Consider the following 26,969-nt stretch of genomic DNA (forward strand, 5'->3'; position numbering starts at 1 on the left):
GTCAGTGGCCCTCCGGCTGCTGTGGGATATCGTTCGCATGGTCGTCAGGCGCATGCTGGTTCTTGCGGCGGCCCAGCTTGTCCACCACCACGATGAAGAACATCGGGATCAGGAAGGTCGCCAGGAAGGTGGAGGTCAGCGTGCCGCCGATGACGCCGGTGCCGATCGCCTTCTGGCTGGCCGAGCCGGCGCCGTGCGCGACCACCAGCGGCAGCACGCCCAGCATGAACGCCATCGAGGTCATGATGATCGGCCGCAGGCGCATCTGGGCCGCCTCGATCGCGGCCTGCAGGGCGGTGCGGCCCTGGTGCTGCAGTTCGCGCGCGAACTCCACGATCAGGATGGCGTTCTTGGCCGACAGCCCGATGACGGTGAGCAGCCCCACCTGGAAGTAGATGTCGTTGGAGAGGCCGGTGAGCGACGTTGCCGCCAGCGCGCCGAGCACGCCGATGGGCACCACCATGATGACCGACACCGGGACGATCCAGCTTTCATAGAGCGCCGCCAGGCTCAGGAACACCACCAGAATCGAGAGACCGTACAGCAGCGGCGCCTGCGAGCTGGATTGCTGCTGCTGCAGCGAGGTGCCCGTCCACTCGTAGCCGATGCCGGCCGGCAGCGTGGCCGCCAGTTTCTCCATGGCCGCCATCGCCTGGCCGGTGCTCTGGCCGGGCGCGGACTGGCCCTGGATTTCCATCGCTTCCACGCCGTTGTAGCGCTGCAGCGTCGGCGGGCCGTAGGTCCATTGATAGCTGCCGAACGCGGAGAAGGGCACCATGGCGCCGCTGCTGTTGCGCACGTAGAGCTTCATGATGTCGTCCGGGTTCATGCGGAACTGCGCATCGGCCTGCACGTAGACCTTCTTGATGCGGTTGTCGGTATCGAGGAAGTTGTTCACGTACTTCGATCCCCACATGGTCGAGAAGGTCTGGTCGACGTCGGCGGCCGCCACGCCGAGCGCGGCGGCTTTCTCGCGGTCGATGTTGATCTTGAAGGTCGGATTGTCGGTCTGTCCCACGAAGCGCACCTGCGACAGCGCCGGATCGTCCTGCGCCATCTGCAGCAGCTGGTCGCGCGCCTGGGCCAGCGCCGCATGCCCGAGTCCGCCGCGGTCCTCCAGCTCGAAGTCGAAGCCGGCGGCGCTGCCCAGGCCGCGGATCGGCGGCGGGCTGCGCGCGAAGATGTCGGCCGCCTTGTAGTCGGCGTAACGCTTGGCGATGCGCGACGAGAGCGCCTGCGCGGTGAGCTGCGGGCTGCCGCGCTCGGACCAGTCCTTGAGGTGGACGAAGATCTGGCCGATGTTCTGGCCGCGGATGCCGTTGGCGTTGCCGTTGACGGTCAGCGTGGCGTCGACCATCGCCGCTTCATCCTTGAGCAGGTAGGCGGCGACTTCATCCATGATGGCGCCGGTGCGCTCCTGCGTGGTGCCGGGCGCCGTCTTGACCTGCACGAAGAGATAGCCCTGGTCCTCGTTGGGCAGGAAGGAGGTGGGAATGCGGCCGAACATGACCACCACCACGGCGATCAGCGCCGCATAGATGATCAGCCAGCGCCCGGAGCGCGCGACGATGCTGCGCACCCCGGAGACGTAGCGGTCACGCCCCAGGTCGAAGGTGCGGTTGAACCAGCCGAAGAAGCCTTTCTTCTGCGCGTGGTCCTGGTCGGGCCTGCGCAGGAGCGTGGCGCACAGCGCCGGGGTCAGGGTCAGCGCCACGAACACGGACAGTAGCATCGACGCCACGATGGTCAGCGAGAACTGCCGGTAGATGCCGCCCACGGTGCCGCTGGAGAACGCCACCGGGACAAACACCGCGCACAGCACCAGGGCCACGCCGATGAGCGCGCTGCTGATCTGGCCCATCGCTTTGCGCGTGGCCTCGAGCGGCGACAGATGGTCCTCGTGCATGACGCGTTCCACGTTCTCGACCACCACGATGGCGTCGTCGACCAACAGGCCGATGGCCAGCACCAGGCCGAACATCGACAGCGTGTTGATGGTGAACCCAAGCGCCGCCATCACGCCGTACGTGCCCAGCAGGACCACCGGCACGGTGATGGAAGGAATCAGGGTGGCGCGGATGTTCTGCAGGAACAGGTACATCACCAGGAACACCAGCACGATGCCTTCCAGCAGGGTCTTGACCACCTCCTGGATGGAGACCTGGATGAAGGGCGTGACGTCGTTCGGATAGACCACCTTCAGGCCGTGCGGGAAATACGGCTCGAGCTGCGCCATGCGCGCCTTCACCGCCTTGGCGGTGACCAGCGCATTGCCGCCCGGCGCCAGCTGGATGCCCATGCCGGACGCCGGCTGGCCGTTGTACTTGTTGTCGATGTTGAAGTTCTCCGCCCCCAGCGCGATGCGCGCCACGTCGGACAGGCGAACCTGCGCGCCGTTGGGCATCACCTTCAGCAGGATGCGGCCGAAGTCCTCCCGGGTGCGCAGCAGCGTCGATTCGGTGATGGTGGCGTTGAGCTGCTGGCCCTGCACCGACGGCGTGCCGCCCAGCTGGCCGCCGGAGATCTGCACGTTCTGCGCCTGCAAGGCGGCGGTGACGTCGGCCGGCACCAGCGCATAGCTGTTGAGCTTTGCCGGATCCAGCCAGATGCGCATCGCATACTGGGAGCCGAACACGTCCATGTTGCCCACGCCGTTGATGCGGCTGATCGAATCCTGCACGTTGGACACCACGTAGTTGGCGATGTCGAACTTGTTCATGCTGCCGTCGGTGGAGACGAAGCCGATGACCATGAGGAAGGAGTTGGTCGATTTGGTGACCTTCACGCCGGATTGCTGGACCTGCGTGGGCAGCAGCGGCGTGGCCAGCTGCAGCTTGTTCTGCACCTGGACCTGCGCGACGTCGGGGTTGGTGCCCGCGGCGAAGGTCAGGGTGGTGGTCGACTGCCCGGTGTCGTCGCTGGAGGAGGACATGTAGAGCAGGTTGTCGATGCCGGTCATCTGCTGTTCGATCACCTGGACCACGGTGTTTTGCACGGTGGTCGCCGATGCGCCCGGATAGCTGGTGCTGATCTGCACGCTGGGCGGGGCGATCGGCGGGAACTGCTCGATGGGCAGCGACGTGATCGCCATGCCGCCGGCCAGCATGATGAGGATGGACAGGACGATGGCGAAAATGGGACGGTCGATGAAGAACTTGGCCATGACATCCTCACTTCGCCGCCGGCGCGCCGGCCGGCATTTCGGTCGCCGCCACCTGCGCGCCCGGCTGCACCTTCTGCCAGCCGCTGACGACGACGCGGTCGCCGTCCTTCAGCCCGCCCGTCACCACCCAGTTGCCGCCTTCGGTGGCGCCGGTCTGGATGATGTTGACGGCGGTCTTGCCGGCGCCGTCGACGGTCATGACCGTCGCCTGCCCCTGGGCGTTGTGGCTGATCGCCGCTACCGGGACGAGGAAGGCGTTGTCGTTGACGCCCTGCTGGACGCGGGCATGCACGAACATGCCCGGCAGGAGCACGCCCTTGGGATTGGGGAAGACCGCGCGCACCGTCACCGAGCCGGTGGCCTGGTCGACGGTGATGCCGTTGTACTGCAGCTTGCCGGGCAGCGCATAGCTGCTGCCGTCTTCCAGCGTGAGCGCGATCTTCACCGCGCTGGCGTCGTCCGGACGGATCTTGCCGGCGGCGATGTCGCGCCGCAGCTGCAGGCCGGCGGCGCTCGATTCATTGAGGTCGACGTAGATCGGGTCGATCTGCTGCACGGTCGTCAGCAGGGTCGCCGCGCTGCCCTGGACATAGGCGCCTTGCGTGACCAGCGAGCCGCTGCTGCGGCCCGCAATGGGCGAAGTGACCGACGTGTAGCCGAGGTTGATGCGCGCGTTGGCCACGGCGGCCCGGGCCGAGGCCACGTCCGCTTCGGCCTGGCCTTGCGCCGCCACGGCGTTGTCGTAGGTCTGTTTGCTGATCGCCTTGCCGTTGACGAGCACCTTGTAGCGCTCCGCCTGGAGATTCATCGCCGTCAGGTTCGACTCCGCCTTCTGCAGCGCCGCCTGCGCGCTCTGCAGCGCCACCTTGTACGGCGCCGGGTCGATCTGGTAGAGCGGCTGGCCGGCGCGCACATCCGCGCCTTCCTCGAAGCGGCGCTGCAGGACGACCCCGTCCACGCGGGCGCGCACCTGCGCCACCAGGTAGGCGGAGGTACGGCCGGGGAGATCGATATTGACCGGCACCGCGGTGTGCCGCAGCGTCACGACGGAGACAGGTTGGGCCGGGGCGCTCGGTTGCGCCTGCTTGCTTTGGCCGCAGCCGGCCAGGGCCGCCAGGGTGAGGGTCGCTGCCAGCGCGGCGCAGCGTCGGTAGTGCGTTGCTGAACTCATAGGAGCTTTCGGTAAAGGCGCCCCCGCATCAGCGGGTCGCGATTTTTCGGGTGTCGGATTGACGGTGGGCGCACTTTGCCCGAGCGGCGATTAAGCCGGCCTTGGCGATTCATGAAGGAATATTCATGTCGGCGCGGCCGCGATGGCGAAGCGCTTCACGGCATGTCAGCACTCTAAAGAGCGCGACTTAGAGGGAACTTAGGAGGGGACCGATGGCGTCGCGCATGCCGGCGGCGGCCGCGCAGGCAGGAGGGAGCGCCGGGGACCTGCGCCCCGGCGCGGGCGTTGCTAGGCCTGGACCGGGCCGGGCGGAAACTTCACGCTGGCGCACAGTCCGCAGCGCGCGCCGTTTGCGTCGACGCGATTGCGCAGCTCCAGACTGGCGCCGTTGCGTTCGACGATGGCCTTGGCGATGGCCAGGCCCAGGCCCGAGCCCGATTCGCCGCTGCCCAGGATGCGATAGAAGGGATCGAAGATCCTCTCCATCTCCTCGTCGGGAATGCCGGGCCCGGTGTCTTCCACGGTGACCGTCAGCACGTCGTGCGCGCGCCGGGCGCGCAGCACCAGCTGACCGCCGGCGGGCGTGTAGCGGATCGCGTTGTCGATCAGGTTCTTGATCAGCATGAGCGCATCGAACAGCTGCCCGCTGAAGATCGCCGAACGTTCGGTATCGACCTCGATATCCAGGTTCTTGGCCTCGGCCGAGGGGATCAGGTCTTCCAGCACCTGCTTGAAGACATCTTCCATCGAGATCGTCGTCACCTGGTGCGCCACCGACTCCTGGCTGCGCGCCATGACCAGGAGCTGCTCCAGCAGCGAACGCATGCGCTGCAGGCCGCCGCGCAGTTCCATCATCCGCTCCGTCGCCGGCGGCGGCAATGCGATCTTGCGGATGTTGTCGACCTGCAGCGACAGGGCCGTCAGCGGGGAGCGCAGTTCATGGGCGGCGTCGGCGACAAAGCGCTTCTGCGTGTCCACCGAGCGCTTCACGCGCAGCAGCAGCGCGTTGATGGACGCGGTGAACGGCCGGATCTCCATCGGGACATGGCGGTCGTCCAGCGGGCTCAGGTCCGAATCGCGCCGCTGGTCGAGCTCGTGCGAAAGCGCCTTCACCGGCTTGAGCATGGTGCGCACCAGCACGTTGACCAGCAACAGCAGCAACGGCACCAGCAGGATGAAGGGGAACACCGTGCGCCAGGCGCTGCTGCCGGCGATCTCGTCGCGCACGTCGGTGCGCTGGCTGACCACCAGCCGCGAATTGTCGGGCAGGTGGCGGATGAAGACGCGCCAGGTGTAGCGGTTGCCGGGAACGGTCTGGACGATCTCCGGCAGCGAGGCCGGCAGTTGCACGTCTTCGTCCAGCAGCCGGATCTGCCTGGCCTCGGGCGCCAGGACCTGCACGATGACCTGGGACTCGGGATCTTCGCTTTCCTCGATGCTCTGGGTGATGAGCAGGCCGGTATGCGGTTCCTGCTGCTGCATCAGGCCGGCGATCTGGCGCAGCTGGTCGTCTTGGAACTCGTTGGCTTCATGGAAGGTGCCGCGAAACGAGAAATAGCCGCCGCCCACCGAGGTGGCGATCACCGCCACCGACAGCCAGAAAGAGAGCTGCGCCTGCAGCGAAGCGCTTATTTTTCTTTTGAGACCATCCATCCCAAGCCCCTGACGTTCTTGATGATCTGGTTGCCGAATTTCTTCCGGATGGAGTGGATCAGGTATTCGACGGCATTGCTTTCGACCTCCTCGTTCCAGCCATAGATGCGGTCTTCGAGGTCCTGGCGCGACAGGATGGCGCCGGGGCGCAGCATGAGCGACTGCATCAGGCTGAACTCCCGCGCCGACAACCGCTGGGTGGCGCCTTCGAAGCTGATTTCGCGCGAGGCCAGGTCGAGCTGGATGGCGCCGTTGGTCAGCAGCGGGCTGCTGCTGCCGCCATGGCGCCGGATCACCGCGCGCATGCGGGCCAGCAGCTCGTCCATCTCGAAGGGCTTGATCACATAGTCGTCGGCGCCGGCGTCGAGGCCGCGGATCCGGTCTTCCAGGCCGTCGCGTGCGGTGATGATGAGCACCGGCGTATTGATCTTGTTATCGCGCAGATGGCGCAGCACATGGAAGCCGTCCAGCCGCGGCAAGCCCAGGTCGAGCAGGATCACGTCGTATTGCTGGGTGTTGACCGACAGCTGCGCCGAGCCGCCGTCGCTGACGCAGTCGACCGCATAGGCGGCGTCGCGCAGCGCCTGCTCGGTGGCGGCGGAAATCATCCGGTCATCTTCTACCAAAAGCACTCTCACATCGGACCTTCCACAGAGGCGGTTATCCCGGGCGTCAGCCGGGTACATGGCGTTTCAGCAGCAGGCGCTGCACATGCATGCCGGCCAGGGTCGCCCTGGCCACGCCTGTGCGGCCGTACAGGCGGATCGCCTGCGAGGCGCCCAGGGACACCAGAAAGGCGGCCACCATGTCGAGCGGGAAATGCACGCCGACATAGATGCGGGCCCAGGCGGGGACGAGGCCGGCCAGCGTCAATAGTAGACCAATCTTTCTCCAGTGCGGGGAACAGGCAAGGCCCAGCGCGATGCCCCACCACAGCGTCAGGTGGTCGCTGGGCAGCGAGGCGTCGGGCGCATGCGAGACCAGCAGGTGGCCCAGCCCGAGCGCGAAGGGGCGCGGATGCGGATGCAACCAGCCGATGATGCCGCCCGCGCTCAAGGCCAGCACGGCGCTCAGGCCCGCGCCGACGGCCGCCTTCTTGACTTTGAAATCGCCCTTGAACCACAGGTGCAGCAGCAGGGCGGGGAGCGCCCACACCAGCCACTCGGCCAGAAACACCGCCAGGTGGCTGCGCCAGCCGCCGGGGTGGCCGGCGCCGCTGTTGAGAAGGAGAAACAGTTGCTGATTGAGTTGTTCCATGCCGTGACTACCATTGATGACAACCGCCAGCATAGGTCGCCAGACTTAGGCCTTCCTGAGGGATGACCCGCAGGGCCGCGGCGGTCGCGCCGCGCCCGCCTAAGTCAAGGCTAAGTCAGCCGCTCTAGGATCCGCACAACGACAAGACGGCTTCGATTCGGTCGGACCAAGCGCAAGGAACATACATGGATGCACCCGGCAATGATTGGCAGAGCCCGCTGGATCCGCGGGACTGGGGCGAGTGGCGGCGGCAGGGGCATGCCATGCTGGAGGATATGTTCGATTTTCTCGAACGCATGTCCGGCGGCGAAGGACCTGTCTGGCAGCCCATTCCGGCATCCGTGCGCACGGCGATCGCCGAGCCGCTGCCGCAGGAGGGCTGCTCGCTGGAGCAGGCCTATGGCCTGTTCCGGGACAGCATTCTTCCCTACGCCGTGGGCAACGCGCATCCCGGTTTCATGGGCTGGGTCCATGGCGCCGGCACCCCGGTGGGGATGCTGGCCGAGATGCTGGCCGCCGGCCTCAACGCCAACCTGGGCGGGCGCGACCACATGCCGGTGGAGCTCGAGCGCCAGGTCGTGCGCTGGGTGCGCGACCTGTTCGCGTTTCCCGACACCGCCAGCGGCGTGTTCGTCACCGGCTCATCGATGGCCAATTTCCTGGGCGTGCTGGTTGCGCGGAGCAGGGCGCTGGGACCGTCGGTGCGCACCGACGGCATGCAAGGGCAGGGCGGCGGCGCACTGGTCGCCTATGCCTCGCGTGCGGCGCATGCCTGCGTCGCGCGGGCGATGGACCTGGCCGGCCTGGGCAGCGCAGCCCTGAACCTGATCGACGTCGACGGCAGCGGCGCCCTCGATGCCGATGCGCTGGCGTCGGCCATCCGCTGCGACCTGCGGCAGGGGAGCCGGCCGTTTCTTCTGGTCGGCACCGCCGGCTCGGTGGATACCGGGGCCATCGACGATCTCGCCGCGCTGGCCGACATCGCGGCCCGACACCGCCTGCATTTTCACGTCGACGGCGCATTCGGCGCGCTGGGCATGCTCGCCGCGGATCTGGCGCCCATGCTGGGCGGCATCGAGCGGGCCGACTCCATCGCCCTGGATTTCCACAAGTGGATGCATGTGCCCTATGACGCGGGGTTCATCCTGGTGCGGGACGGCAAGCATCACCTTGCCGCCTTCGACGGCGGCGCGCACAGCTACCTGGCCCGCGAGCCGGGCGGCATGTCGGCCGGCTCGCCCTGGCCATGCGACTACGGGCCGGACCTGTCGCGGGGATTCCGGGCATTGAAGACCTGGATGACCTTGAAGGTCTATGGCGCCCGGCGCCTGGGGGCCGCCATTTCGGACAGCTGCGAGCGCGCCCGCCACCTGGGCGAACTGGTCAGGCGGCAGGCCGAGCTGGAGTTGATGGCGCCGGTGCACCTGAACATCGTCTGTTTCCGTTTCCGCGCGCCGGAGGGGATCAGCGACGAGCTCAATTCGCGTCTGTTGCAAGCCATACAAGGCTCCGGGATCGCCGCCCCGTCGTCCACGCGCATCGACGGGAAATACGTATTGCGGGCGGCGCTGTTCAATCACCGCACCGGTCGCGCCCAGCTGGCGGGGCTCATCGACGCCGCCCTCGTCCACGGGCGCGCCCTCCTGGCCGAACTGGCCCGACAGGAAACGACAGGAACCGATAGGAACCGATAGGAACCGATAGGAACCGATAGGAACCGATAGGAATAGCACATGCAGGAATTACTGACGGCGCTGGAGTTCGTTCCCGGTTCGCCCTTCCAACTCGGCCTGGAGACGCTGCTGCACGCGGCCTTTCTCGGCATCGACCTCAATCCCCTGGGCAACCGGCTCATCGCGCACCTGGCGCAGTTTCCCGAGGATGCGGTGCGCTACATGGACTTGTCGTTCGTGCTGCAGATCGGCGGCAACGAGAGCATGGCGGCCACCCTCCAGCGCGAAGCGCTGAGGCTGCAGCGCCATTTCCTGCTGCCGACGGCCGCAGGCGAACCGGCGCTGCGCCTGCTGGCGATCATGGCGCCGGGCAATTTCATGGCCAATACGCCGCTGGAGTTCCTGGTCTCCAGGGGCGACATCGCGCTGGAAGCGCTCTACGTCATGCCGGGGGAGCCGCTGCCGGAGCAGCTGCCGCCGCACGACGTGCTGTTCGTCGCTGTCGGCGAATCGGCCTCGACCCGGGACCTCCTGGCGGACCTTTGCGCAGCCGTCGGGCACTGGAAGGCGCCGCTGCTGAACCATCCCATGCATTCCCTCTGCCTGGCGCGCGACACCGTTTCCGTCATCCTCAATGACGCGCAGGCGATCCAGTTGCCCCTGACCGCGCGCCTGTCGCGGCGTGAACTCGAACAGCTCGCCGGCGGCGAGCCGGAGCGCGACTTCCTGGCCGACGCCGCCTGGCCGCTCATCGCAAGACCGCTGGACTCGCATGCCGGCAAGGGCCTCGAGAGGCTGGACGACCGCGCGGCATTGCAGGCCTATCTCGCGCGGCACGAGGGCGTTCCCGAGTTCTATCTCTCCAGCTTCGTGGACTATCGCAGCGGGGACGGGCTGTTCCGGAAGTACCGGATCGTCCTGATCGAAGGCGTCCCCTACCTCTGCCACATGGCTATCTCCTCGCACTGGATGATCCACTACCTGAACGCCGACATGACCGAAAGACCGGAGCGGCGCGCCGAAGAGGCGCGCGTCATGCTGGATTTCGAGAACGGGTTCGCGCGCCGGCACAGGCAGGCCTTCGCCGAACTGCACCAGGCTTTTCCGCTGGACTATTTCGGCATCGATTGCGCCGAGACCGCCGATGGGAGCTTGCTTGTCTTCGAGGTGGACACCGGCATGATCGTGCACGCGATGGATCCGGTGGACATGTTCCCCTACAAGCACGCGGCGATGCGCAAGGTGTTCGACGCTTTCCAGCGCATGGTTCGCAAGGCCGCCGGAAGCGCCCATGCATAAGCTCGATACGATCTCCCGGCTGCTGGTGCAGGGCGGCGACGCGCGGACCACCCTGGCGCCCGACACCGGCGTCAACCGTTACGGGGTGAGCCCCGGCCCGCGCAGCGGGCAGGTCGAGTTCTCGTCGTCGACGGCTTCCCACATCGCGCCGCAGGCATGGTTCGCGGTCGAGCGTTTCCGCACGCGCATCAATGCCGACCTGGCGCAAGGCTGCGCGGCGGACCTGTGGCAACGTGAAGAACGACGCATCCGCAAGGCGTTTGCGCAGATCTGGCAGCTCGACGAAGCGCGCCTGCAATGGAGCCTGCAGCGCTCCGGCACGCACGCCCATGCGCTGGCCAGCGCGCTGGCATACCGCAAGTTCGGCCGGCCGTTTCGCATCGTCATGGGCGAGTTCTCCGAGACCGGAAGCCAGGTGTCCCTGGCCCTGCTCAAGGGCAGCCGCCGCAATGGCGAGAACATGGCCGATATCCGGGAGGTCCCGGTGCGCAACCTCGACGGCTCCGCGCGCAGCGTCAAGGCGGTCGACCAGGATTTCTACCGCGCCATCGCCGAGGCGCTGGCGGAGGACCTGCCGGTGCTGGTGGTGCGGGTCGCCGAGTCAAAATCGGGGAGCATCTTTCCCAGCCTGGACCTGCTCAGGATGTTTACCGGGCGCTCGCCCGGGAGCGTGGCCGGCCTTGTCGATTGCGCCCAGCTGCGCTGCGGCGCTGCGGAGCTGGCGGACTATCTCGCGGCGGGCTTCATGGTGGCCGTGACCGGCTCCAAGTTCTATGGCGCACCCGCCTTCTGCGGCGCGCTGCTGGCCGGCGACCAGTGGCAGCAGGCATGGCCGGCCGCCAGTGTGGACGTGGACGAAGGCGGCCGCCCGAACTTCGGGCTGCTGGCGCGCTGGGAGGCGGCGCTGTTTACGATGAGCCGGTTTCAGCGGGTCCCCGGCGAGATGCGGGAGCGGATCACCGGCAGGTTCCAGCACGCCGTGATGCAGGCGACGGCCGAGATCGGCGCCGTCTCCCTGCTCGACGTGATCCGGGACGGCCGGCGCGAGCCCCGCAGCCTGTTCGCGATCCGCTGCACGCATCCCGGCACCGGCCGCAGCCTCTCGCACGAAGAGGTGGACCTCGTCTACCGCCGCATGCGCGAGCGGGAGCAGGGCAACGGCAGCCGTTATGTCCTCGGCCAGCCGGTCGCCTGTGGCGGAAAAGACTATCTGCGCACACAATATCTTCGCCTGAGCCTGTCGGCGCACATGCTGATCGACGCATGCCGGCTGCCCGACGGCGACAGCGAAGGCTGGCTGCAATCCGAGGTGTCCTTCGCCCTGCACGCGCTCAACGAGGAGATCGCACGACTGCCATGACCAACCCAGAACACGTATCGCCGGCGCCCGACGTGGCCGCCGCGCGGCTGCAGGCCTGCGACCTCGCCTCCGGGCTGGTCGGGCCGGTCAGCTTCCTGCTGGCGAAGGGACAATGCCTTTGCGTGACCGGCCCCTCGGGCGCCGGCAAGACGCGGCTGCTGCGCCTGCTTGCCGACCTCGACGAAGGACGCGGGGAGGTCTTCCTCGACGGCGTCGCGCGCAGCGCCTTCACGGCGCCGCAGTGGCGCGCCAGGGTGCTCTACCAGGCGGCCGAGTCGAGCTGGTGGCTGCCCAGCGTGATCGCGCATTTCCGGCCGGAGCAACACGACGAGGCCGTGCAGCTGGCGTCGCGCCTGGGACTGGGCGCGGAGCGCCTGGCCGCCGACGTCACGCAACTGTCCACCGGCGAACGCCAGCGGGCGCTGCTGGTGCGCTCGCTGCTGAAAAAGCCGGACGTCCTGTTGCTGGACGAGCCCTCCAGCGCCCTGGACGCCGGCAACGTCGCCCGCATGGAGGCGCTGCTGCAGGAGAAGATGCAGGGCGGATTGGCCATGCTGCTGGTCACCCATTCCCGCGAGCAGGAAACCCGCCTGGCCGACGGCGCCATCGCCCTGGAGAAGAGATGAGCACCATGTCCCCCCTTGCGCTGTCGGCCACGGACCTGGCCTTGTCGGCGGTGCTGGTGCTGGCCAACGGCATCGCCTCGGTAGTGCTCGGCCTGCAGGTGCACAAGTCCCTGGCGGTGGCCGCGGTGCGCATGGCGGCGCAACTGCTGCTGGTCGGCCTGGCGCTGCGCTGGATCCTCGGCAGCCAGTCGCCCCTGATGACCGCATTGGCGGTGCTGGCGATGATCGCCGCCGCCGCGAGGGAAGTCGCCAGCCGGCCGCGCCATCCCTTGCGCGGCTGGGCCGGCATGCGGATCAGCCTGACGGTGGTGAGTGCGGCCTCCATCCTGACGGTGGCGCTGGCGCTCACGACCGCGATACGGCCCACGCCCTGGTATGACCCGCGCTATGCGATTGCGCTGATGGGAATCGTGCTCGGCAGCGTCTTGAATTCGGCCAGCATTTCGCTGGATGCCTTCCTCTCCGGGGTGCGCCTGGCGGCGCCGTCGATCGAGGCCCGCCTGGCCCTGGGCGAGAGCAGGCATGAGGCGATCCGGCCGCAGATGATCGCCTCCATCCGAAGCGGCATGCTGCCGGTGATCAACCAGATGTCGGCCGCCGGCATCATCACCTTGCCGGGGATCATGACGGGCCAGATCCTGGCCGGCATGGATGCCCTGGAGGCCGCCAAGTACCAGATCCTGCTGATGTTCATCCTGGCCGGCGCCAGCGGCCTGGCGGCCTATGGCTGCGTGATGCTGGCCGCGTCGAGGGTGACCGACGCCCGGCACCGGCTGCGGCTGGACCGCATCCGGGCCTGATCTTTCCCTGATCCATCCCTGAGTTCAACCCTGATTCACCTCGGAACCATCTACCTGTCTGCCGTCGAAATGAACACTGTCTTGTCGCTGCTGAACCAACGCGGACTCCGTCCCACCGTCGCGCGTATGCAATTGCTGTCCGCCCTGGAGGGAGGCGGTCATGAGCGGATGACCGCCGAGCAGATCTACATGAGGATCGCCAACGACGGCGCCTCGGTGAGCCTGGCGACCGTCTACCGGGTGCTCAAGGAGTTGAGCCGATATGGGCTGGTGGAGCGCGGCTGGTGCCAGGATGGACAAGAGGTGAGGCTGCTGTTTTCAAAGCGCCGCGCCGAGATGCGCGATCCCGAGCCGGAGATGTTCTGCGTCTCCTGCCGTCGCAGCATGACCGTCGGCATGCCGGCATTGCGCGCCGAGCTCAATCGCCTGGCGGTGAAGCACAAGCTGCAGCCGCAGGATCGGGCCATCGTGATCCATATCACCTGTCCGGCCTGCGCGAAGGGCTGAGGGCGGCAGACCACGTCGTCGGGAAACAGCGGCCGGCAACGTCGGCAACAAACGAAAAAGGCTTGTATGGATCTCCATACAAGCCTTTTTTCATGCGAGCCCTGCGCGGCAGGACTCGCAGCCACAGCGTCAGAACTTGTGACGGATGCCGACGGCGACGGCGGTCTGGCTGGCGTCGGCGCCGCCGATGGCGGCATTGCCGGTGGCGTCGCCGAACACGCCGGAGTTGGCCATGTCGGAGGCGCGGATGTTGGCCACGAAGGCGTACAGGTCGGTGCGCTTGGACAGGAAGTAATCCGTGCCCAGGCTGATCTGGGTCAGCTTGCCCTTGGCGGACGAGTTGAAGTCGGCGCGGCTGTGGGTCACGGCGCCCAGCAGCTTGAGCGACGGCGTCAGCGAGTAGGCGGTGCCGATTTCATAGATATCGACCTTATTGGCGCTGGCCAGGGTCTTGGAGGCGAGGGCGGTCGGCGAGCCCGTGTTGAGGTCTTGCTTCACGCGCGAATAGTTGCCGTACACGCGCGCCGCGCCGAACTGGTAGCTGGCCGCCAGGGTCAGCACCTTGAACGCGCTGTTGCCCGACTGGGTCACGTCGCCGGCGCCGGTGGTGCCGACCAGGATGCTGGTGTCGGCGGGAGTGGCGCCCTGCTTGGACTGGTAGTAGTTCAGGCCCAGTCCCAGCGGACCGTTGTCGTACTTGCCGCCGATGTTGAAGGCTTGTCCGGCCGAAGTCTGGCCGGCCTGCTCGCCGAAGCCGTACATCAGGTTGCCGGTGAAGCCGGCGATGCTGTTGGTGGTGTAGGTGATGGCGTTGTTGGTGCGGGTGCCTTCCAGGCGGTCCAGGTTATGGCCCACCGCGCCGGTCACGCCGAAGAAATCGCCCACCGAGGTGTACGACGAGATGACGTCCGCGTAGTCGGTATTGCGACCCAGCAGCACGGTGCCGAAGTTGCCGGCCAGGCCGACCACCGATTTGCGGCGGAACAGCGTGTTGCTGGTCTTGGAGTCGTCCAGCGCGCCGGTGTCGTTCTTGAAGCCGGTCTCCAGGTTGAACACGGCCTTCAGGCCGCCGCCCAGGTCTTCCGCGCCCTTGAAGCCGATACGCGAACCTTGCATGATGCCCGAGTTGATGCCGAACTTGCTGCCGGTTCCGGTGCCGGTGGCGTTGACCGCCTTGCTGGTATAGACGACGCCGGTGTCGACGATGCCGTAGATGGTGACGCTGCTTTGTGCCTGGGCGGCACCCGCGAAAGCGCCGAGAACAGCCAGTGCAAGCATGGATTTTTTCATGTGACTTCCTTCTGAAAAATGGTCTTGGGAATCCGTACGTTTCGTCGGATGGGTGAACATTAAGGGTTCCGCTTCGCCATGACTTCCGATTTGTAAATACCGCAAACTATTTCGGTAAAGCGTTTTTGATCGGCGCGCATATGTTGTTTTTTTTGAGCGGCGAGAACGGGCTCTCGCGCTGGCTTCTCCCGAACATGCGGGCCCGTCACCGGCCCTCTCCGACCAGCGTCGCCAGCCTGTATTGGCGCTGCCGGTAATTTCCTTCCGGCCCGCTGTAGCCACAGTCGACGTCGCCGAACAGCCTGCCGGCAAGGTTCATCAGCGAGCGCTGTTGCGCACCGTCGATCGCGATCAGGCGGCGCCGGCTGCGCGCATGGTGCTGACCGATGTTCACCTCCAGGCAATGCCCGTGATCGGCGCCGCCCACATCGAGCAGCAGCGCCTCCGGCCTGGTCAGGCCGAAGGCGCTCGCCAGTTCCAGCCGGGTGCACAGGAAGGGATGGGCCTTGCGCGATTTGGCCGCGATTCTGTCCAGCGCCGCGCCGGCCCAGGCGCCCTGGTTCAGCCTGGGGGCGAACTGCTGCAGCGCCTCGCGCGACCCCGGGTGGCCCTGCCTGGCCGCCTGCTGCCACCAGTAGATGGCGCTGATATCGCCTTGCGGCGTGTCGCGGCGGTTGCGCCAGGCATTGTTCGCCAGTTCGAACTGGGCGGCGAGCAGTCCCATTTCGGCGGCGCGCTCGAGATAGCGCCTGGAGGTCGGCAAGTCGCGATGGGAGAACTCGGAACGCGCATAGATATGCGACAGCGCATGCCAGGCGGGAGCGTGGCCGCCGTTGGCCGACAGCAGGAGCCAGGCCACGGCCTTCTTGTAGCTGGCGGTGCCGTAGAGCGGGAAGGTGCGGCGACCATCTTCGTCTATGCAGGCATGCAGCAGGCCCAGCTGATAGCGGGCCTGGCCGCTGCCGGCCACGGCCGCCAGCTCCAGCAGCTTGCGCGAGCGCACCGGCGACGAGGGGCCGTGGCGCTGCAGGACCTGAGCCAGCCGCAGGAGCAGGCCGATCTCGTGCGGTTCAAGGGTGAGCGCCGCGGCCTGCTGCGGCTCGTTGCACGCCAGCCCCAAGGCGCCGCGGTGCCGTTGCAGCAAGGCCTCGGCCAGCGGCGCCGCGCCGGCCAGGTAGGCGTCGCCGTCCGCACTGTCCCAGGCCTGCTCGAGCAGGGAGTAGCGGGCCGCTTCAATCCCGGCATCGGCGGCCTTTTGCAGCAGCACCTGGCCGGCCGGCAGATCCGCAGGGCCGTCGCCGGCTGCCGGATGGTCGTGCGGCCCGGCCATGTTGTTCAGGTGCTGGGCCAGCATCCACTGCGCGTCGTGGTTGTCCCGCTCCGCCAGATCGCGCAGCGCCGCCACCGCCTTGCGCCTGGCGGCGGCGTCGAAGTGCCGCGGGTTGTCGAGGACCAGCCGCGCGAAGGTCAGCCCGGCGCCGAGAACGCCGGCGTCGAAAGCCTTTTCATACCAGGGCGCGGCCTCATGGGGACGCGACATGGTCGTCACGATGTCGTAGGGGACATGTTCGCCGATCATCAGGAACGCGTCTTCCAGTCCCTGGCGCGCGGCGCGCTCGAGCCAGTAGAAGGCGGTGCCCGGGCTTTGGGGCAGGCCGCTCTTGCCGAAGAAGTAACGGGTGCCCAGCGCAAGCTGCGCGGTCGCCGCGCCGGTGCGCGCCGCGCGGATGATGGGGAGGTTGTTGCGCGTGGCCATCTATGCGTCCTCCGCGCCGGCGCAGGTGGCAAGCATGGACGCCGCGCAGCAGGCGGCGACAGGAACGGGAAGCTCAGATCTGGTTCGGTTCATTGGATCTCCGATGTGAAGCGATGGCGGAGAGGGGCAGGGGAGCCGCGCTCTTTGCATGGAGGCAGACCGCCGGGGAAATCGGCCAGCAGCGTGGCCAAAGGTGCTGCAACGGAGGCTGATGTTAGGAGTCGCGGATGGCGCGCAGGGCGCTCGGAATAATTAAATCTTGTTCATCGGCGGGCCTGAAAAACGCGCCCGCAAGAGGGCGGAATTCAGGGCCGGAACAGAAGCTTCGGCGATGGATGAGGTGGCATGGCATGCGGCGCGCGTTTGCATTTCACCGCGCCTGGTCATGGGCGGATGGGCGCATTAACTTCTGTTCACAAAAGCCCGTTTCCTGTCTTTTTCGCGGCGAAATCCCTCGCGCGTCGCGTGCTTTTCCGACGCGATTTCGCAACAGCATGTGATCGGCTAAGGATGTCCTAAGTATCCGGTCAATGCCCCGCTGCGCCGGCTATGGGCGCCCCTTCGCGGCCTGCGCCGCAGGTCGGTTGGCCGGGATTTCGGAGGAGGATGTGGCGGGCTAAGGCTGCGCTAAGTCGGCGCTTCCATGCTGGCCGGTGAAGACCATTTCACATCGAGGAGGCAGCATGAAGACCAAAGACAGCGGGGCGGGCATCGCCGCGTGGGGCAACAAGGTGCCGGAGGCGACGCTGGCGTTCTGGCTCATCAAGATGATGTCCACCACCGTCGGCGAGACCGCCGCAGATTTTCTGAACGCCGACCTGGGCTTCGGCCTGGCGGGGACGTCGGCGGTGGTGGGCGTGCTGTTCTTCGTCGCGCTCTTCGTGCAGATGTCGGCCCGCAGCTACCATCCGGTGCGCTACTGGACGACGGTGCTGCTGATCAGCGTCTTCGGCACGCTGATCACGGACAACCTCACCGATGTCCTCGGGGTTCCCCTGGCGTGGTCGACGTCGGCCTTCCTCGTGCTGCTGCTGGCGGTGTTTTCAGTGTGGTACGCCAGGGAGAAGACGCTGTCGATTCACCATGTCGATACGCCGGCGCGCGAGGGTTTCTACTGGCTCGCCATTCTCGCGACATTCGCCCTGGGTACCGCCGCCGGCGACTGGTTTTCGGAAGGGCTGCAGCTGGGCTACGGGGCGTCGGCGATCCTGTTCGGCACGGCAATCGCCGCCGTCGCCTTCATCTATTACGTGCTGGATAGCCCGCCGGTGCTGTGCTTCTGGATCGCCTATGTCCTGACGCGGCCGCTGGGCGCGTCGATCGGGGACGGCATGGCCCAGGCCAGGGATGCCGGCGGACTGGGGCTTGGGACCACGGTCACGAGCGTGATCTTCCTGGTCGTGATCGTGCTGTTCGTTGCCGGCAGCGCGATCAGGCATCGCCGCTGAACGGCGCAATGCGCGGTGCGGCGTTCACGTTCAGTGCACGAAACCGCCCTTGATGAAGCGCACCGGATCGGCGTCCATGGCGGCGATCAGCGATCCGAGTCCGCCCGCATCGGGGGCGCTCGGCGCTGCTGTCGAATCGGCAGCCGCGGCGCCGGAGGTCAGCGGCGAGCGGCACAGCATGTCCGCCTGCGACCATGCGCCGCCGCTGCTGCGGGCGCGCAGCCAGCCGTCGCGGTCGGCCAGCAGTTCGGTGCCGGCCAGCTTGTCCGGCGCGGTGCCGGTGATGATGGCGATGGCGCGCAGGCTGTCGGCGTTGGTGCTGGCGCAATCGATGGCGCCGACCGCCTCGCCGGCCGGTGCACCCAGCAACACGCTTTGCAGGCGCGGATCTTCGCCCTGGCCGGGGCCGTCCTGGCCCACCACCAGCCGTACGCGTTGCCCGCGCCACTGGCCGGTGTGGGCGGCGCCCGAGTGCAGGCAGGCCAGCGGCATGTCCGGCAGCGCCACCGGGCGCGGCCATGTTCCGGTGTCGGCGATGCCTACGCCGGCGGCGTTGGCCTTCATGTAATCGATCAGGGCCCAGCTGTCGGCCACGTCGAGCTTGTCGGCGAAGGCCGGCATGCCACCCTTGCCGTGGCGCAGGCTCCAGTAGATGTCGCCGTCCTGGCGACGCCACAGCAGACCGCTGGAGAGATTGGGCGGCGCGACCGGCAATGCCAGCGCCTGCGGCGTGTTGCCCTTGCCGTCGGCGCCGTGGCAGGCGATGCATTGTCGCTGGTAGATCCGTTCGCCGCGCACGATGGAGGCGGCGGAGAAGGCCGCGGGCGAGACATGGAAACTGGTGGGATGCGCCGGCGCGGTGACCAGGCCGGCGTCAGGCCAGGGCGTGAGCAGCAGCAATGCCGCCGCCAGCGCAAACAACGGCACCCGCGCCCGTCGCCACAGCAGGGCCAGCAAGGCCAGCAGCAGGGCCGCCGCCGTATAGCCCAGCGCCGCCAGCAGGGCGCGCGCCACGCTGCGGTCGATCAGCATGACCTCGCCCGACAAGCGCAGCGCGAAAGGCCAGGCGGGCTGGCCGTCGACCTCGCCGGCCAGGTGCAGCCAGGCCAGCAGCTGCAGCCCGGCCTGCTGGGTCACTTGCATGGCGCGCAGCATCAGGTCGATGCTCGCCTCCCAGTCGATGCCGATGGCGGGCACTACCAGCTCTCATCCAGCCCCAGGTGGCGCGCCGCCTCATGCCGCAGCTGCGCCAGGCGGGCGTCGCCGCGGTGGCGCGGGTAGGGCAGGTCGACCTTGATCTCGGCGCGGATGGCGGCCGGACGCTGGCCGAACACGATCACCCGCTGCGCCAGGAACAGCGCCTCTTCGATATCGTGCGTCACCAGCAGCGCCGAGAACTTCTGGCGCTGCCACAAGGCCACCAGCTCGCTCTGCATGGTCAGGCGGGTGAGCGAATCCAGCTTGCCCAGCGGCTCGTCCAGCACCAGCAGCTGCGGGTCGTTGACCAGCGCGCGCGCCAGCGCCACGCGCTGCGCCATGCCGCCGGAGAGCTGGTGCGGGAAAGCCTGCGCGAACTCGCCCAACCCGACCAGTTCCAGCGCATCGTCCACGCGCTGCCGGTGCTGCTTGAGCAGCCCGCGCGCCTGCAGGCCCAGCGCCACGTTGTCCCACACGCGGCGCCAGGGATAGAGCGTCGGATCCTGGAACACCACGATGCGCGAGGGATCGGGCCTGGCGATGGCCTGGCCGTCCTGTTCGATGCTGCCGGCGGTGGCCGGCTCCAGCCCCGCCACCAGCCGCAGCAGCGTCGACTTGCCGCAGCCGCTGGGGCCGAGCAGGGCGACGAATTCGCCCGGCTCCACCGTCAGCGAGATGTCGTCCAGCACTTGCAGCACGCCCTGCTTCTTGTCCGGCAGGGTGAACCAGTGGCTGACCTGGCGCACGTCGATGCGCGCGCCGGCCTGCGCCTGTTCCGGTGTGCTCCGGGTTTGCGTTGCGCTTACCATTTGACGGTTCCTTTCTGCCACGACAGCGCGCGGTCGCGCACCTTGAACAGCAGCGTGATCAGGCCCGAGCACAGCGCCGCCATCACGATCAGCGCCGCGTACATGTTGCTGTAGGCGGCCCAGCCCTGCGACCATTGCAGGTACCAGCCCAGCCCGGCCTTCACGCCCATCATCTCGGCCGTCACCAGCACCGAGAACGCCGCGCCCAGCCCCATGAACAGGCCCACGAACACCTGCGGCAGCGCCGCCGGTATCGCCACGCGCAGCACCAGGAAGGATTCGGACGCGCCCAGCGTGCGCGCCACGTCGTAGTAGCTCTTGTTGACCGCGGCCACGCCCGACCAGGTCAGCACCGCCACCGGGAAGAAGGTCGCCAGGCCGATCAGGAACACCGCGGCGGCATAGCTGGACGGCGCGAAGAAGAAGGCCAGCGGCAGCAGCGCCGAGGCCGGCACCGGACCCAGGAAGCGCAGCGCCGGATGCACCCAGTAGCCGGCGATGCGCGACCAGCCTATCCACACGCCGACCAGGAACCCGACCACCGCGCCGCTGGCAAAGCCGTGCGCCAGCAGGCGCAGCGAATGCGCGGTGGACAGGCCCAGGCGCGGCCAGTCTTCGGCGTACACCTCGATCAGGCTTTGCGGCGGCGCGAAGAAGGGCGTGGGCAGCACGCCCAGCTTGGCGGTCAGGATTTCCCACACGCCGATCAACAGCGGCAGCACCACCAGCCATTGCCCGGCCGGACGCAGCAGCTCGGTGGCGCGTTCGGTCAGCCGCCCGCCCAGCGACAGCACGGCCAGCAGGGCCGCCGCCGCCAGCGCGGCGTAGCCGAACTCGTCGGTGTAGGCCCAGTCGCTGAAGCCGACTTCCTTGTTGGGCCACTTCAGCACCAGCGCTCCCAGCGCCAGCCAGACTACAGTCGCCAGCAGGCCGGTGCGCCACAGCGCCGCACGCGGCGCCGGCGAGGTTGCGGCCAGCAGCGCGCGGCGCGGCAGGCTCTCGGTTGTCGTCGTCATGTCGTTCTCCTTGTTGCGCCGGATGCGGCGCGGATCAGGCCAGCACGTCCACCGTCACGTGGCTGGCGAAGCGCGCCGGATCGGTGCTCTTCTTGAGCACGCCGGCGGTGTGGAAGTCGCGCGCGAAATATTCGACCTCGGAACGCAGCGCGCCGCCGGTCGGGTGGTTGTGGTAGGTCAGGTCGGTCAGCAGCGCGCGCAGGTCTTCCACCGGCACCTTGGGCGAATACTTGGCGTATAGCTTGGCGGCTTCGTTGGGGTTTTCGGCCACGTATTCGGAGGCCTGGATGATGGAGCGCACCACGGCGGCTGCGGCCGGCTTGTTGTTGCGCACGAACTCGCCGCGCGCGCCGGTGATGCAGCAGATCTTGTCCTTGTATTCGCCGGTGCCGCTGTTGCCGATCTCGGTGAACACGCCCTGGTTGCGCTTCTCGATCAGGTAGACGTTGGGGTCGCCGTCGGCGATGGCCTGGATCTCGCCCTTCTTCACCGCCACGTCCAGCAGGTCGGCCGGGTAGACGCGCCATTCCACGTCCTTGTCGACGTTCACGCCGCGCTTGGCCAGGTGGATGGCGAAGAAGTTCTTGGCCGGGCTGTTCAGGTCGGACACGCCGATGGTCTTGCCCTTGAGCTGCTTCCAGTCGGTCACGCCGGCGTTCTTGACGCCCACCATGCGCAGGCAGCCGCCGTGCGCGGCGCCGATCACCTTGACGTCGAAGCCGGACTCCAGCGGCTTGAGCCAGCGATGGATCAGGCCCACGCCGACATCGGCCTTGCCGGTGGCCAGCGCCTCCAGCAACTGGTCGGTCGAGCCGCCCCAGTTGAGCAGCTCGACCTGCAGGCCGTTCTTTTCGAAGATGCCTTTTTCCTGCGCCACCACTACCGGCGAGAGGCAGAACGCCACCGCGCTCCAGGCGAAGGTCAGCTTGTGCGGCGCGCCGGCCGACCAGGCGCTGCCGGCGGCCAGGGATCCCCCGATCCCGGCCAGCGCGGCGGCTCCGCCGGCGCGCAGCACATCGCGGCGCGACCAGGAGGATGGTTGGGGGTGGGGCTGCGATTGCTGGTGTTCAGGCAGGAGGAGGTCTTTTTTCATGTGCTCGTGGCTCCGTTGCTGGAAAGGAAAAGGGTGCGGCGAAATGCCGCAGATGGAGAAATATGGAGCAAGCGCCGGCGCGCGCAAAAGAATAAGAATGCGCATCCATATGCGCCCGGCGGCGCATGTCGATATGCCGTTTGCGCAGATGGGGCGCGCGGCCCGGGCGCATATCGATATGCGCATTGCTTCGTTGCGGGCGTTCCCGGCGCGGCGGGACACTGTGCGTCGCCCAACCCAACAAGACGAGGACGCCATGACATCAGTGAACCATTACCTGAGCGAGAAGCGCAGCGCCGTGCTGGCGCGCGAGGCGCTGATCGAAGCCGGCAACGCCGGCCCCAATGCGCTGGCTGCGCGCGTGTCGGCCGAGGGCCGCAGCGGCGTGCGCCGCATCCGCATCCGCGATCACCAGGTGATCAGCGACAGCCCGCCGGATTTCGCCGGCTACAACCTCGGGCCGAGTTCGCCGGAGCTGCAGCTGGGCGTGCTGGGTTCCTGCGTGACCCATATCTTCCTGATCCAGGCCGCGCACCGCCAGGTGCCGGTGGATTCGCTGGAAGTGGAAGTGAGCGGCAAGATCGACCCGCGCGGCGGCCGCCCCGGCCATGAGGGCATTCCCATCTGGCCGCACGACATCGGCTACGTGGTGCACCTGGAGTCGCCGGCCTCCGACGAGGACGTCAAGGCGCTCTTTGAGGCGGTGGAAGCCAGCTGCCCCATCCTCAACCTGCTGAAGAACCCGCAGACCATCCGCGCCGAGATCCGGCACAGCCGCACCGCCGCGTCGGAGACGCAGGCCGGCGCGGAAAACGCCATCGCCTGAACCGGGCGTAGCTGCGCACCTGTGAACTGACGCATTTGCGCTCCGGCCGGCCGCTTCCCCGGGGTGGCCGGCCGGGCGCGTTTGAGGGGCTTTCCGGCGCGCCCGGCAGGCAAGCCGGAAATTGCTTATAGTTTGCGTCTGAGCCGGCGCAGACCGACCACACCAAAGAACATGAAAGGGAGCGGGACATGAGCGTGCTCAATATTGCGACACCCGGAACCATTGCCGCCGCGGCGCCGGCCTTGCGTGCGCAGCCGGGGCAGCAGCCGTCGCCTGTCAACGGCAAGAACCTCTGGCGCCTGCGTTCCTTCATCACCGATTTCGCCGACCTGCTCTCCACCGCGCCGGTCGAGGAGACCATCCTCTACGTCGGCGGCGACCTGCTGCGCCAGCTGGTGGCGCATGACGACTGGCTGCCCGACGAGTTCGCCCAGCCCGATCCGCAGCGCTATCGCCAATACCTGCTGCATGCCGACTCGGCGCAGCGCTTTTCCATCGTCAGTTTCGTCTGGGGGCCGGGCCAGCGCACGCCGGTGCACGACCATACCGTGTGGGGCCTGATCGGCATGCTGCGCGGCGCCGAGCACGCGCAGTCGTATGTCCTGGCCGGCGGCGCGCTGGAACAGAGCGGGGCGCCGGTACTGCTCAAGCCGGGCGCGGTGGAAGCGGTCTCGCCCAACAGCGCAGAGCTGCACGACGTGCACCAGGTCAGCAACGCCTACGACGACCGCGTCTCCATCAGCATCCACGTCTACGGCGCCAACATCGGCGCGGTGCGGCGCTCGGTCTACCAGCCGGACGGCCAGCGCAAGCTGTTCATTTCCGGCTATTCGAATTCCACCCTGCCCAACATCTGGGACCTTTCCGCAGAACAGCAATGACCATCGCCCAACAGCATCCTTCCATCCCCGTCGTCTCCTATCCCGAAGTGCGCGCCGCGCTGCTGGCGCGCGAAGAAATCGCCCTGCTGGACGTGCGCGAAGAGGCGCCGCATGCCGAGTCGCATCCGCTGTTCGCCGCCAACTTCCCGTTCTCGCACCTGGAGCTGAACGCCTACACCCGCCTGCCGCGGCGCGATACCCGCATCGTCACGCTGGATGACGGCGAAGGCCTGGCCGTGCGCGCAGCCCTGCGCCTGCGCGCGCTCGGCTATACCCAGGTGGGCGTGTTTGCCGGCGGCGTGCGCGGCTGGCGCGAGGCCGGCGGCGAGCTGTTCCAGGACGTCAACGTGCCCAGCAAGGCCTTCGGCGAACTGGTCGAGGCCAAACGCCATACGCCCTCGCTGTCGGCCCAGGAGGTCAAGGCGCTGCTGGACGCGAAAGAAGACGTGGTGGTAGTCGACGCGCGCCGCTTCGACGAATACCAGAACATGAACATCCCCGGCTCGGTCAGTGTGCCCGGCGCCGAGCTGGTGCTGCGGGTGCGCGCGCTGGCGCCGGATCCGGCCACGCGCGTGATCGTCAACTGCGCCGGCCGCACGCGCAGCATCATCGGCACGCAGTCGCTGGTCAATGCCGGCATTCCCAACCAGGTGCATGCGCTGCGCAACGGCACCATAGGCTGGACGCTGGCCGGGCAGCAGCTGGAACACGGCCAGCAGCGCCGCTTCCCGGATGCGCTGGGGACCGCGCAAAAGGAAGAAGCACGGCGCCAGGCGCGCTCGGTGGCCGACCGCGCCGGCGTCAGGCGCGTCGCGCTGGAGCGCATCGGCGAACTGGAACAGCCCGGCCGCACCCTGTATCGCTTCGACGTGCGCACGCCGGAGGAGTATCGCGCCGGCCACTTGCCCGGGTTCTTCTCCGCGCCCGGCGGGCAGCTGGTGCAGGAGACCGAGATGAACGCGCCGGTGCGCGGCGCGCGCATCGTGCTGGCCGACGACGACGGCGTGCGCGCCGACATGACCGCCTCATGGCTGGCGCAGATGGCGTGGGACGTGTACGTGGTGGACGGCGTCGAGGACGCGCACCTGTCGGTGAAGGGCGATGCGCCGCGCCCGGTTCCGGACGCCGCGGTGTCGCCGCAGCAGCGCATCAGCGCGCAACAGCTCAAGGCCTGGCTGGACGCCGGCAACGACACCGTGGTGCTGGACTTTGCGCTGAGCGCGCGCCATGTGGCGCGGCATGTTCCCGGCGCCTGGTTCGTGCTGCGTTCGCAGATCGAGCAGGCCGCGCGCAAGTTCCCGTCCGCCTCGCGCTTCGTGGTCACCTGCGGCAGCTCGCTGCTGGCGCAGTTCGCCGTGGCCGATCTGCAGGCGCTGGTGGCGCAGCCGGTGTACCTGCTCGAAGGCGGCAATACCGCCTGGGAAGCCGCAGGCTACCCGGTGGCCGAGGGCGAGGAGCACCTGCTGTCGCCGCGCATCGACCGCTATCGCCGCCCCTACGAGGGCACCGGCAACGCCGCCAGCGCCATGCAGGCCTATCTCGATTGGGAGTTCGGGCTGGTCGAGCAGTTGGGGCGCGACGGCACCCATGGGTTCTTCGTGATCTGATCAGGAAGAGGCAAGCGGGCGCCGGCGGATCTCCGGCGGCAGCCTGCGCCAGTCCAGTTGCGCCGGGTCGAGCGGGAACGCGCCGGGCGCGGCGCACACCAAAATCTCGCTGGCCACGGGGGCAAAGTCGGTGCGGAAATGCACCGTGCTCTTGAGCGCGATGATGTCCAGCCGCTCCGGTTCCAGGCCGATGAAGCGCAGCAAGGCCAGGTCCAGCAGTTGCACCGGCTGCGACACCACGATCACCTTCACGCGGCCGATGGCCAGCAGCGCGCTCGGCCCCAGCGTCAGGCGATAGCCCTGGAACACGCTGCCGGTCGCATCCACCATGCCGTCGTGCAAGACTTCCACGCGCGCCTGCACGCTAAACGGCGCGTCGCCGGCGATGCCGGAGCGGCCGCCCAGGGCCAGCCGCAGTTCAGCGCCGGCGCCTGCGGCATGCGCGGCGGCCGCCGCCTGCGGATCGACCAGCAGGCCCAGCGCCGCATTGGCATCGGCTTTCACCAGTTCGCGCAGCAGGCCCGTGGTGTCGGCGCTGCCGCCGGCGCCGGGGTTGTCCTGGGCGTCGGCGATCACCACCGGGCCGCCGCGCCCGGCTACGGTCTGCAGCGCTCGTTCGACCGCGCCGCGCGCATCGAACAGCTCGCCGCCGAAGCGCGCTTCGGCGTCCAGCACCGCCTGCAGCAGGCGTTGTGCGGCTGCGTCCGCCGTCGTTGCATCCCCGGCGTAGGCCCAGACCGACGGGCCGCATTCGGCGACGTCGGCGGCGGGAAACCCCATCGTGAAATTGGCCAGAACCCCGTCGTCGTCTTCCAGTACCTGCGTCAGGTGTTGCAGCGAGCGCGCCGGTTCGAGGTCGGTGCATTGCCAGCACATGGGAATGAGAAAGGGAATGCGCCGCCATGCCGCCAGCGGACGACGCGCGTCGCCGGCCAGGCGCATCAGTTGGGCAAAGACGCGCGCACCGGTGGCGGCCATGTCCACATGCGGATAGGTGCGATAGGACAGCAGCAGGTCGGCCTGTTCCAGCATCTGCGGCGAGACGTTGGCGTGCAGGTCGAGGCTGGCCGCCAGCGGTACCTGCGGGCCTATCGCCGCGCGCACGCGGCGCAGGATCTCGCCGTCGGCGTCGTCGACGTGTTCGGCCGCCATCGCGCCGTGCAGGTCGAGGTAGACGGCGTCGGGCCTGGCCTGCGCGAGGGCATCCAGCAGCAGTGCGCACATGCGCTCGAAGGCGTCGCGCGTGACCCGTCCCGAGGGGCCGGCCGCGGCCCAGGCCAGCGGCAGCAGCTGTACGCCGCCCTGCCTGTTGGCGGCATCGATGAAGCCGGCGATGGGAATATTGCGCGGCGGCTTTCCCGCCGCCGGGGACATGGTCTGCAGCAGGGCGGGGCCTTGCAGCAATCCCGGCCAGGTGTCGGCCGCGACCAGGTGTTCCCAGCGCGTGGGGACCTGGCTGAAGGTGTTGGTTTCATGCTGGAAACCGCCGATGGCAATGCGCATGCGATGTTGTCCTGGTGACAAGGAGGCGTGGAAT

The 26,969-nt window shown here is 67.9% G+C and carries 22 protein-coding genes; 10 read left to right on the forward strand and 12 right to left on the reverse strand.

Annotated features, from left to right (window positions below):
* Window position 1: 1 nt before the first annotated feature.
* From CEJ42_RS18770 to CEJ42_RS18790, 5 genes are all read right to left on the reverse strand, one after another.
* Window positions 2-3,163: an efflux RND transporter permease subunit gene (locus CEJ42_RS18770; protein ID WP_088752118.1), complete on the reverse strand. Its 3,162-nt coding sequence runs from the start codon at window positions 3,161-3,163 to the stop codon at window positions 2-4.
* A gap of 7 nt (window positions 3,164-3,170) precedes the next feature.
* Window positions 3,171-4,334 carry an efflux RND transporter periplasmic adaptor subunit gene (locus tag CEJ42_RS18775; protein WP_088752119.1) on the reverse strand — a complete coding sequence of 388 codons (1,164 nt, stop codon included), beginning with the start codon at window positions 4,332-4,334 and terminating at the stop codon, window positions 3,171-3,173.
* 288 nt (window positions 4,335-4,622) lie between these two features.
* The gene (locus tag CEJ42_RS18780) at window positions 4,623-5,987 is read right to left on the reverse strand and encodes a sensor histidine kinase (protein WP_088752120.1); all 1,365 of its coding nucleotides are present in this window, start codon (window positions 5,985-5,987) and stop codon (window positions 4,623-4,625) included.
* A complete protein-coding gene (locus CEJ42_RS18785; protein ID WP_079218425.1) occupies window positions 5,963-6,625 on the reverse strand; it encodes a response regulator in 663 nt (220 codons plus the stop codon). The genes CEJ42_RS18780 and CEJ42_RS18785 overlap by 25 nt, the downstream gene beginning before the upstream one ends.
* A gap of 34 nt (window positions 6,626-6,659) precedes the next feature.
* A complete protein-coding gene (locus CEJ42_RS18790) occupies window positions 6,660-7,244 on the reverse strand; it encodes an undecaprenyl-diphosphatase (protein WP_165774466.1) in 585 nt (194 codons plus the stop codon).
* A 185-nt stretch (window positions 7,245-7,429) separates the two neighbouring features.
* On the opposite strand from CEJ42_RS18790, the gene CEJ42_RS18795 reads away from it, so the two are divergent.
* From CEJ42_RS18795 to CEJ42_RS18820, 6 genes are all read left to right on the forward strand, one after another.
* Window positions 7,430-8,938, forward strand: a complete 1,509-nt coding sequence (locus CEJ42_RS18795; RefSeq protein ID WP_243397902.1) for a pyridoxal phosphate-dependent decarboxylase family protein — start codon at window positions 7,430-7,432, stop codon at window positions 8,936-8,938.
* Between the two features lie 39 nt (window positions 8,939-8,977).
* Complete coding sequence (locus tag CEJ42_RS18800) at window positions 8,978-10,216, forward strand: ATP-grasp domain-containing protein (RefSeq protein ID WP_088752122.1); 1,239 nt, start codon at window positions 8,978-8,980, stop codon at window positions 10,214-10,216.
* Window positions 10,209-11,576 carry a hypothetical protein gene (locus CEJ42_RS18805; RefSeq protein ID WP_088752123.1) on the forward strand — a complete coding sequence of 456 codons (1,368 nt, stop codon included), beginning with the start codon at window positions 10,209-10,211 and terminating at the stop codon, window positions 11,574-11,576. Before CEJ42_RS18800 ends, CEJ42_RS18805 begins: the two co-directional genes overlap by 8 nt.
* Window positions 11,573-12,202: an ABC transporter ATP-binding protein gene (locus CEJ42_RS18810; RefSeq protein ID WP_088752124.1), complete on the forward strand. Its 630-nt coding sequence runs from the start codon at window positions 11,573-11,575 to the stop codon at window positions 12,200-12,202. The genes CEJ42_RS18805 and CEJ42_RS18810 overlap by 4 nt, the downstream gene beginning before the upstream one ends.
* A gap of 5 nt (window positions 12,203-12,207) precedes the next feature.
* Window positions 12,208-13,002, forward strand: coding sequence for an ABC transporter permease (locus CEJ42_RS18815; protein ID WP_088752187.1), 795 nt, complete (start codon window positions 12,208-12,210; stop codon window positions 13,000-13,002).
* A gap of 81 nt (window positions 13,003-13,083) precedes the next feature.
* Window positions 13,084-13,509: a Fur family transcriptional regulator gene (locus tag CEJ42_RS18820; RefSeq protein WP_158522633.1), complete on the forward strand. Its 426-nt coding sequence runs from the start codon at window positions 13,084-13,086 to the stop codon at window positions 13,507-13,509.
* Between the two features lie 129 nt (window positions 13,510-13,638).
* On the opposite strand, the gene CEJ42_RS18825 is transcribed toward CEJ42_RS18820, so the two are convergent.
* Together CEJ42_RS18825 and CEJ42_RS18830 are read right to left on the reverse strand one after the other, a co-directional pair.
* Entirely contained in the window at window positions 13,639-14,799 is a 1,161-nt protein-coding gene (locus CEJ42_RS18825) for a porin (RefSeq protein ID WP_088752125.1), read from the reverse strand.
* A 205-nt stretch (window positions 14,800-15,004) separates the two neighbouring features.
* Entirely contained in the window at window positions 15,005-16,555 is a 1,551-nt protein-coding gene (locus CEJ42_RS18830; protein WP_088752126.1) for a tetratricopeptide repeat protein, read from the reverse strand.
* Window positions 16,556-17,238: 683 nt separating this feature from the next.
* On the opposite strand from CEJ42_RS18830, the gene CEJ42_RS18835 reads away from it, so the two are divergent.
* Window positions 17,239-18,003, forward strand: a complete 765-nt coding sequence (locus tag CEJ42_RS18835; protein WP_088752127.1) for a COG4705 family protein — start codon at window positions 17,239-17,241, stop codon at window positions 18,001-18,003.
* A gap of 30 nt (window positions 18,004-18,033) precedes the next feature.
* Here CEJ42_RS18835 and CEJ42_RS18840 read toward each other — a convergent pair whose 3' ends face one another.
* From CEJ42_RS18840 to CEJ42_RS18855, 4 genes are read right to left on the reverse strand one after another with little or no spacing between them, the layout of a single operon-like run.
* Window positions 18,034-19,200 carry a c-type cytochrome gene (locus tag CEJ42_RS18840; protein WP_338064264.1) on the reverse strand — a complete coding sequence of 389 codons (1,167 nt, stop codon included), beginning with the start codon at window positions 19,198-19,200 and terminating at the stop codon, window positions 18,034-18,036.
* Window positions 19,200-20,009 carry an ABC transporter ATP-binding protein gene (locus CEJ42_RS18845; RefSeq protein WP_088752128.1) on the reverse strand — a complete coding sequence of 270 codons (810 nt, stop codon included), beginning with the start codon at window positions 20,007-20,009 and terminating at the stop codon, window positions 19,200-19,202. Before CEJ42_RS18845 ends, CEJ42_RS18840 begins: the two co-directional genes overlap by 1 nt.
* Window positions 20,003-21,025, reverse strand: coding sequence for an ABC transporter permease (locus tag CEJ42_RS18850; RefSeq protein ID WP_088752129.1), 1,023 nt, complete (start codon window positions 21,023-21,025; stop codon window positions 20,003-20,005). The genes CEJ42_RS18845 and CEJ42_RS18850 overlap by 7 nt, the downstream gene beginning before the upstream one ends.
* 34 nt (window positions 21,026-21,059) lie before the next feature.
* Entirely contained in the window at window positions 21,060-22,118 is a 1,059-nt protein-coding gene (locus tag CEJ42_RS18855) for an ABC transporter substrate-binding protein (protein WP_088752130.1), read from the reverse strand.
* Between the two features lie 256 nt (window positions 22,119-22,374).
* On the opposite strand from CEJ42_RS18855, the gene CEJ42_RS18860 reads away from it, so the two are divergent.
* From CEJ42_RS18860 to CEJ42_RS18870, 3 genes are all read left to right on the forward strand, one after another.
* Window positions 22,375-22,944: an OsmC family protein gene (locus CEJ42_RS18860; RefSeq protein ID WP_088752131.1), complete on the forward strand. Its 570-nt coding sequence runs from the start codon at window positions 22,375-22,377 to the stop codon at window positions 22,942-22,944.
* A gap of 188 nt (window positions 22,945-23,132) precedes the next feature.
* A complete protein-coding gene (locus CEJ42_RS18865; protein WP_079218438.1) occupies window positions 23,133-23,825 on the forward strand; it encodes a cysteine dioxygenase family protein in 693 nt (230 codons plus the stop codon).
* Entirely contained in the window at window positions 23,822-25,432 is a 1,611-nt protein-coding gene (locus tag CEJ42_RS18870; RefSeq protein ID WP_088752132.1) for a rhodanese homology domain-containing protein, read from the forward strand. Before CEJ42_RS18865 ends, CEJ42_RS18870 begins: the two co-directional genes overlap by 4 nt.
* Here CEJ42_RS18870 and CEJ42_RS18875 read toward each other — a convergent pair whose 3' ends face one another.
* Window positions 25,433-26,935, reverse strand: a complete 1,503-nt coding sequence (locus CEJ42_RS18875; protein ID WP_088752133.1) for a M81 family metallopeptidase — start codon at window positions 26,933-26,935, stop codon at window positions 25,433-25,435.
* Between the last annotated feature and the right edge of the window lie 34 nt (window positions 26,936-26,969).

Origin of the sequence: Herbaspirillum robiniae (assembly GCF_002213415.1) — a bacterium.
In the GTDB taxonomy this organism is placed as follows: domain Bacteria; phylum Pseudomonadota; class Gammaproteobacteria; order Burkholderiales; family Burkholderiaceae_D; genus Herbaspirillum; species Herbaspirillum robiniae.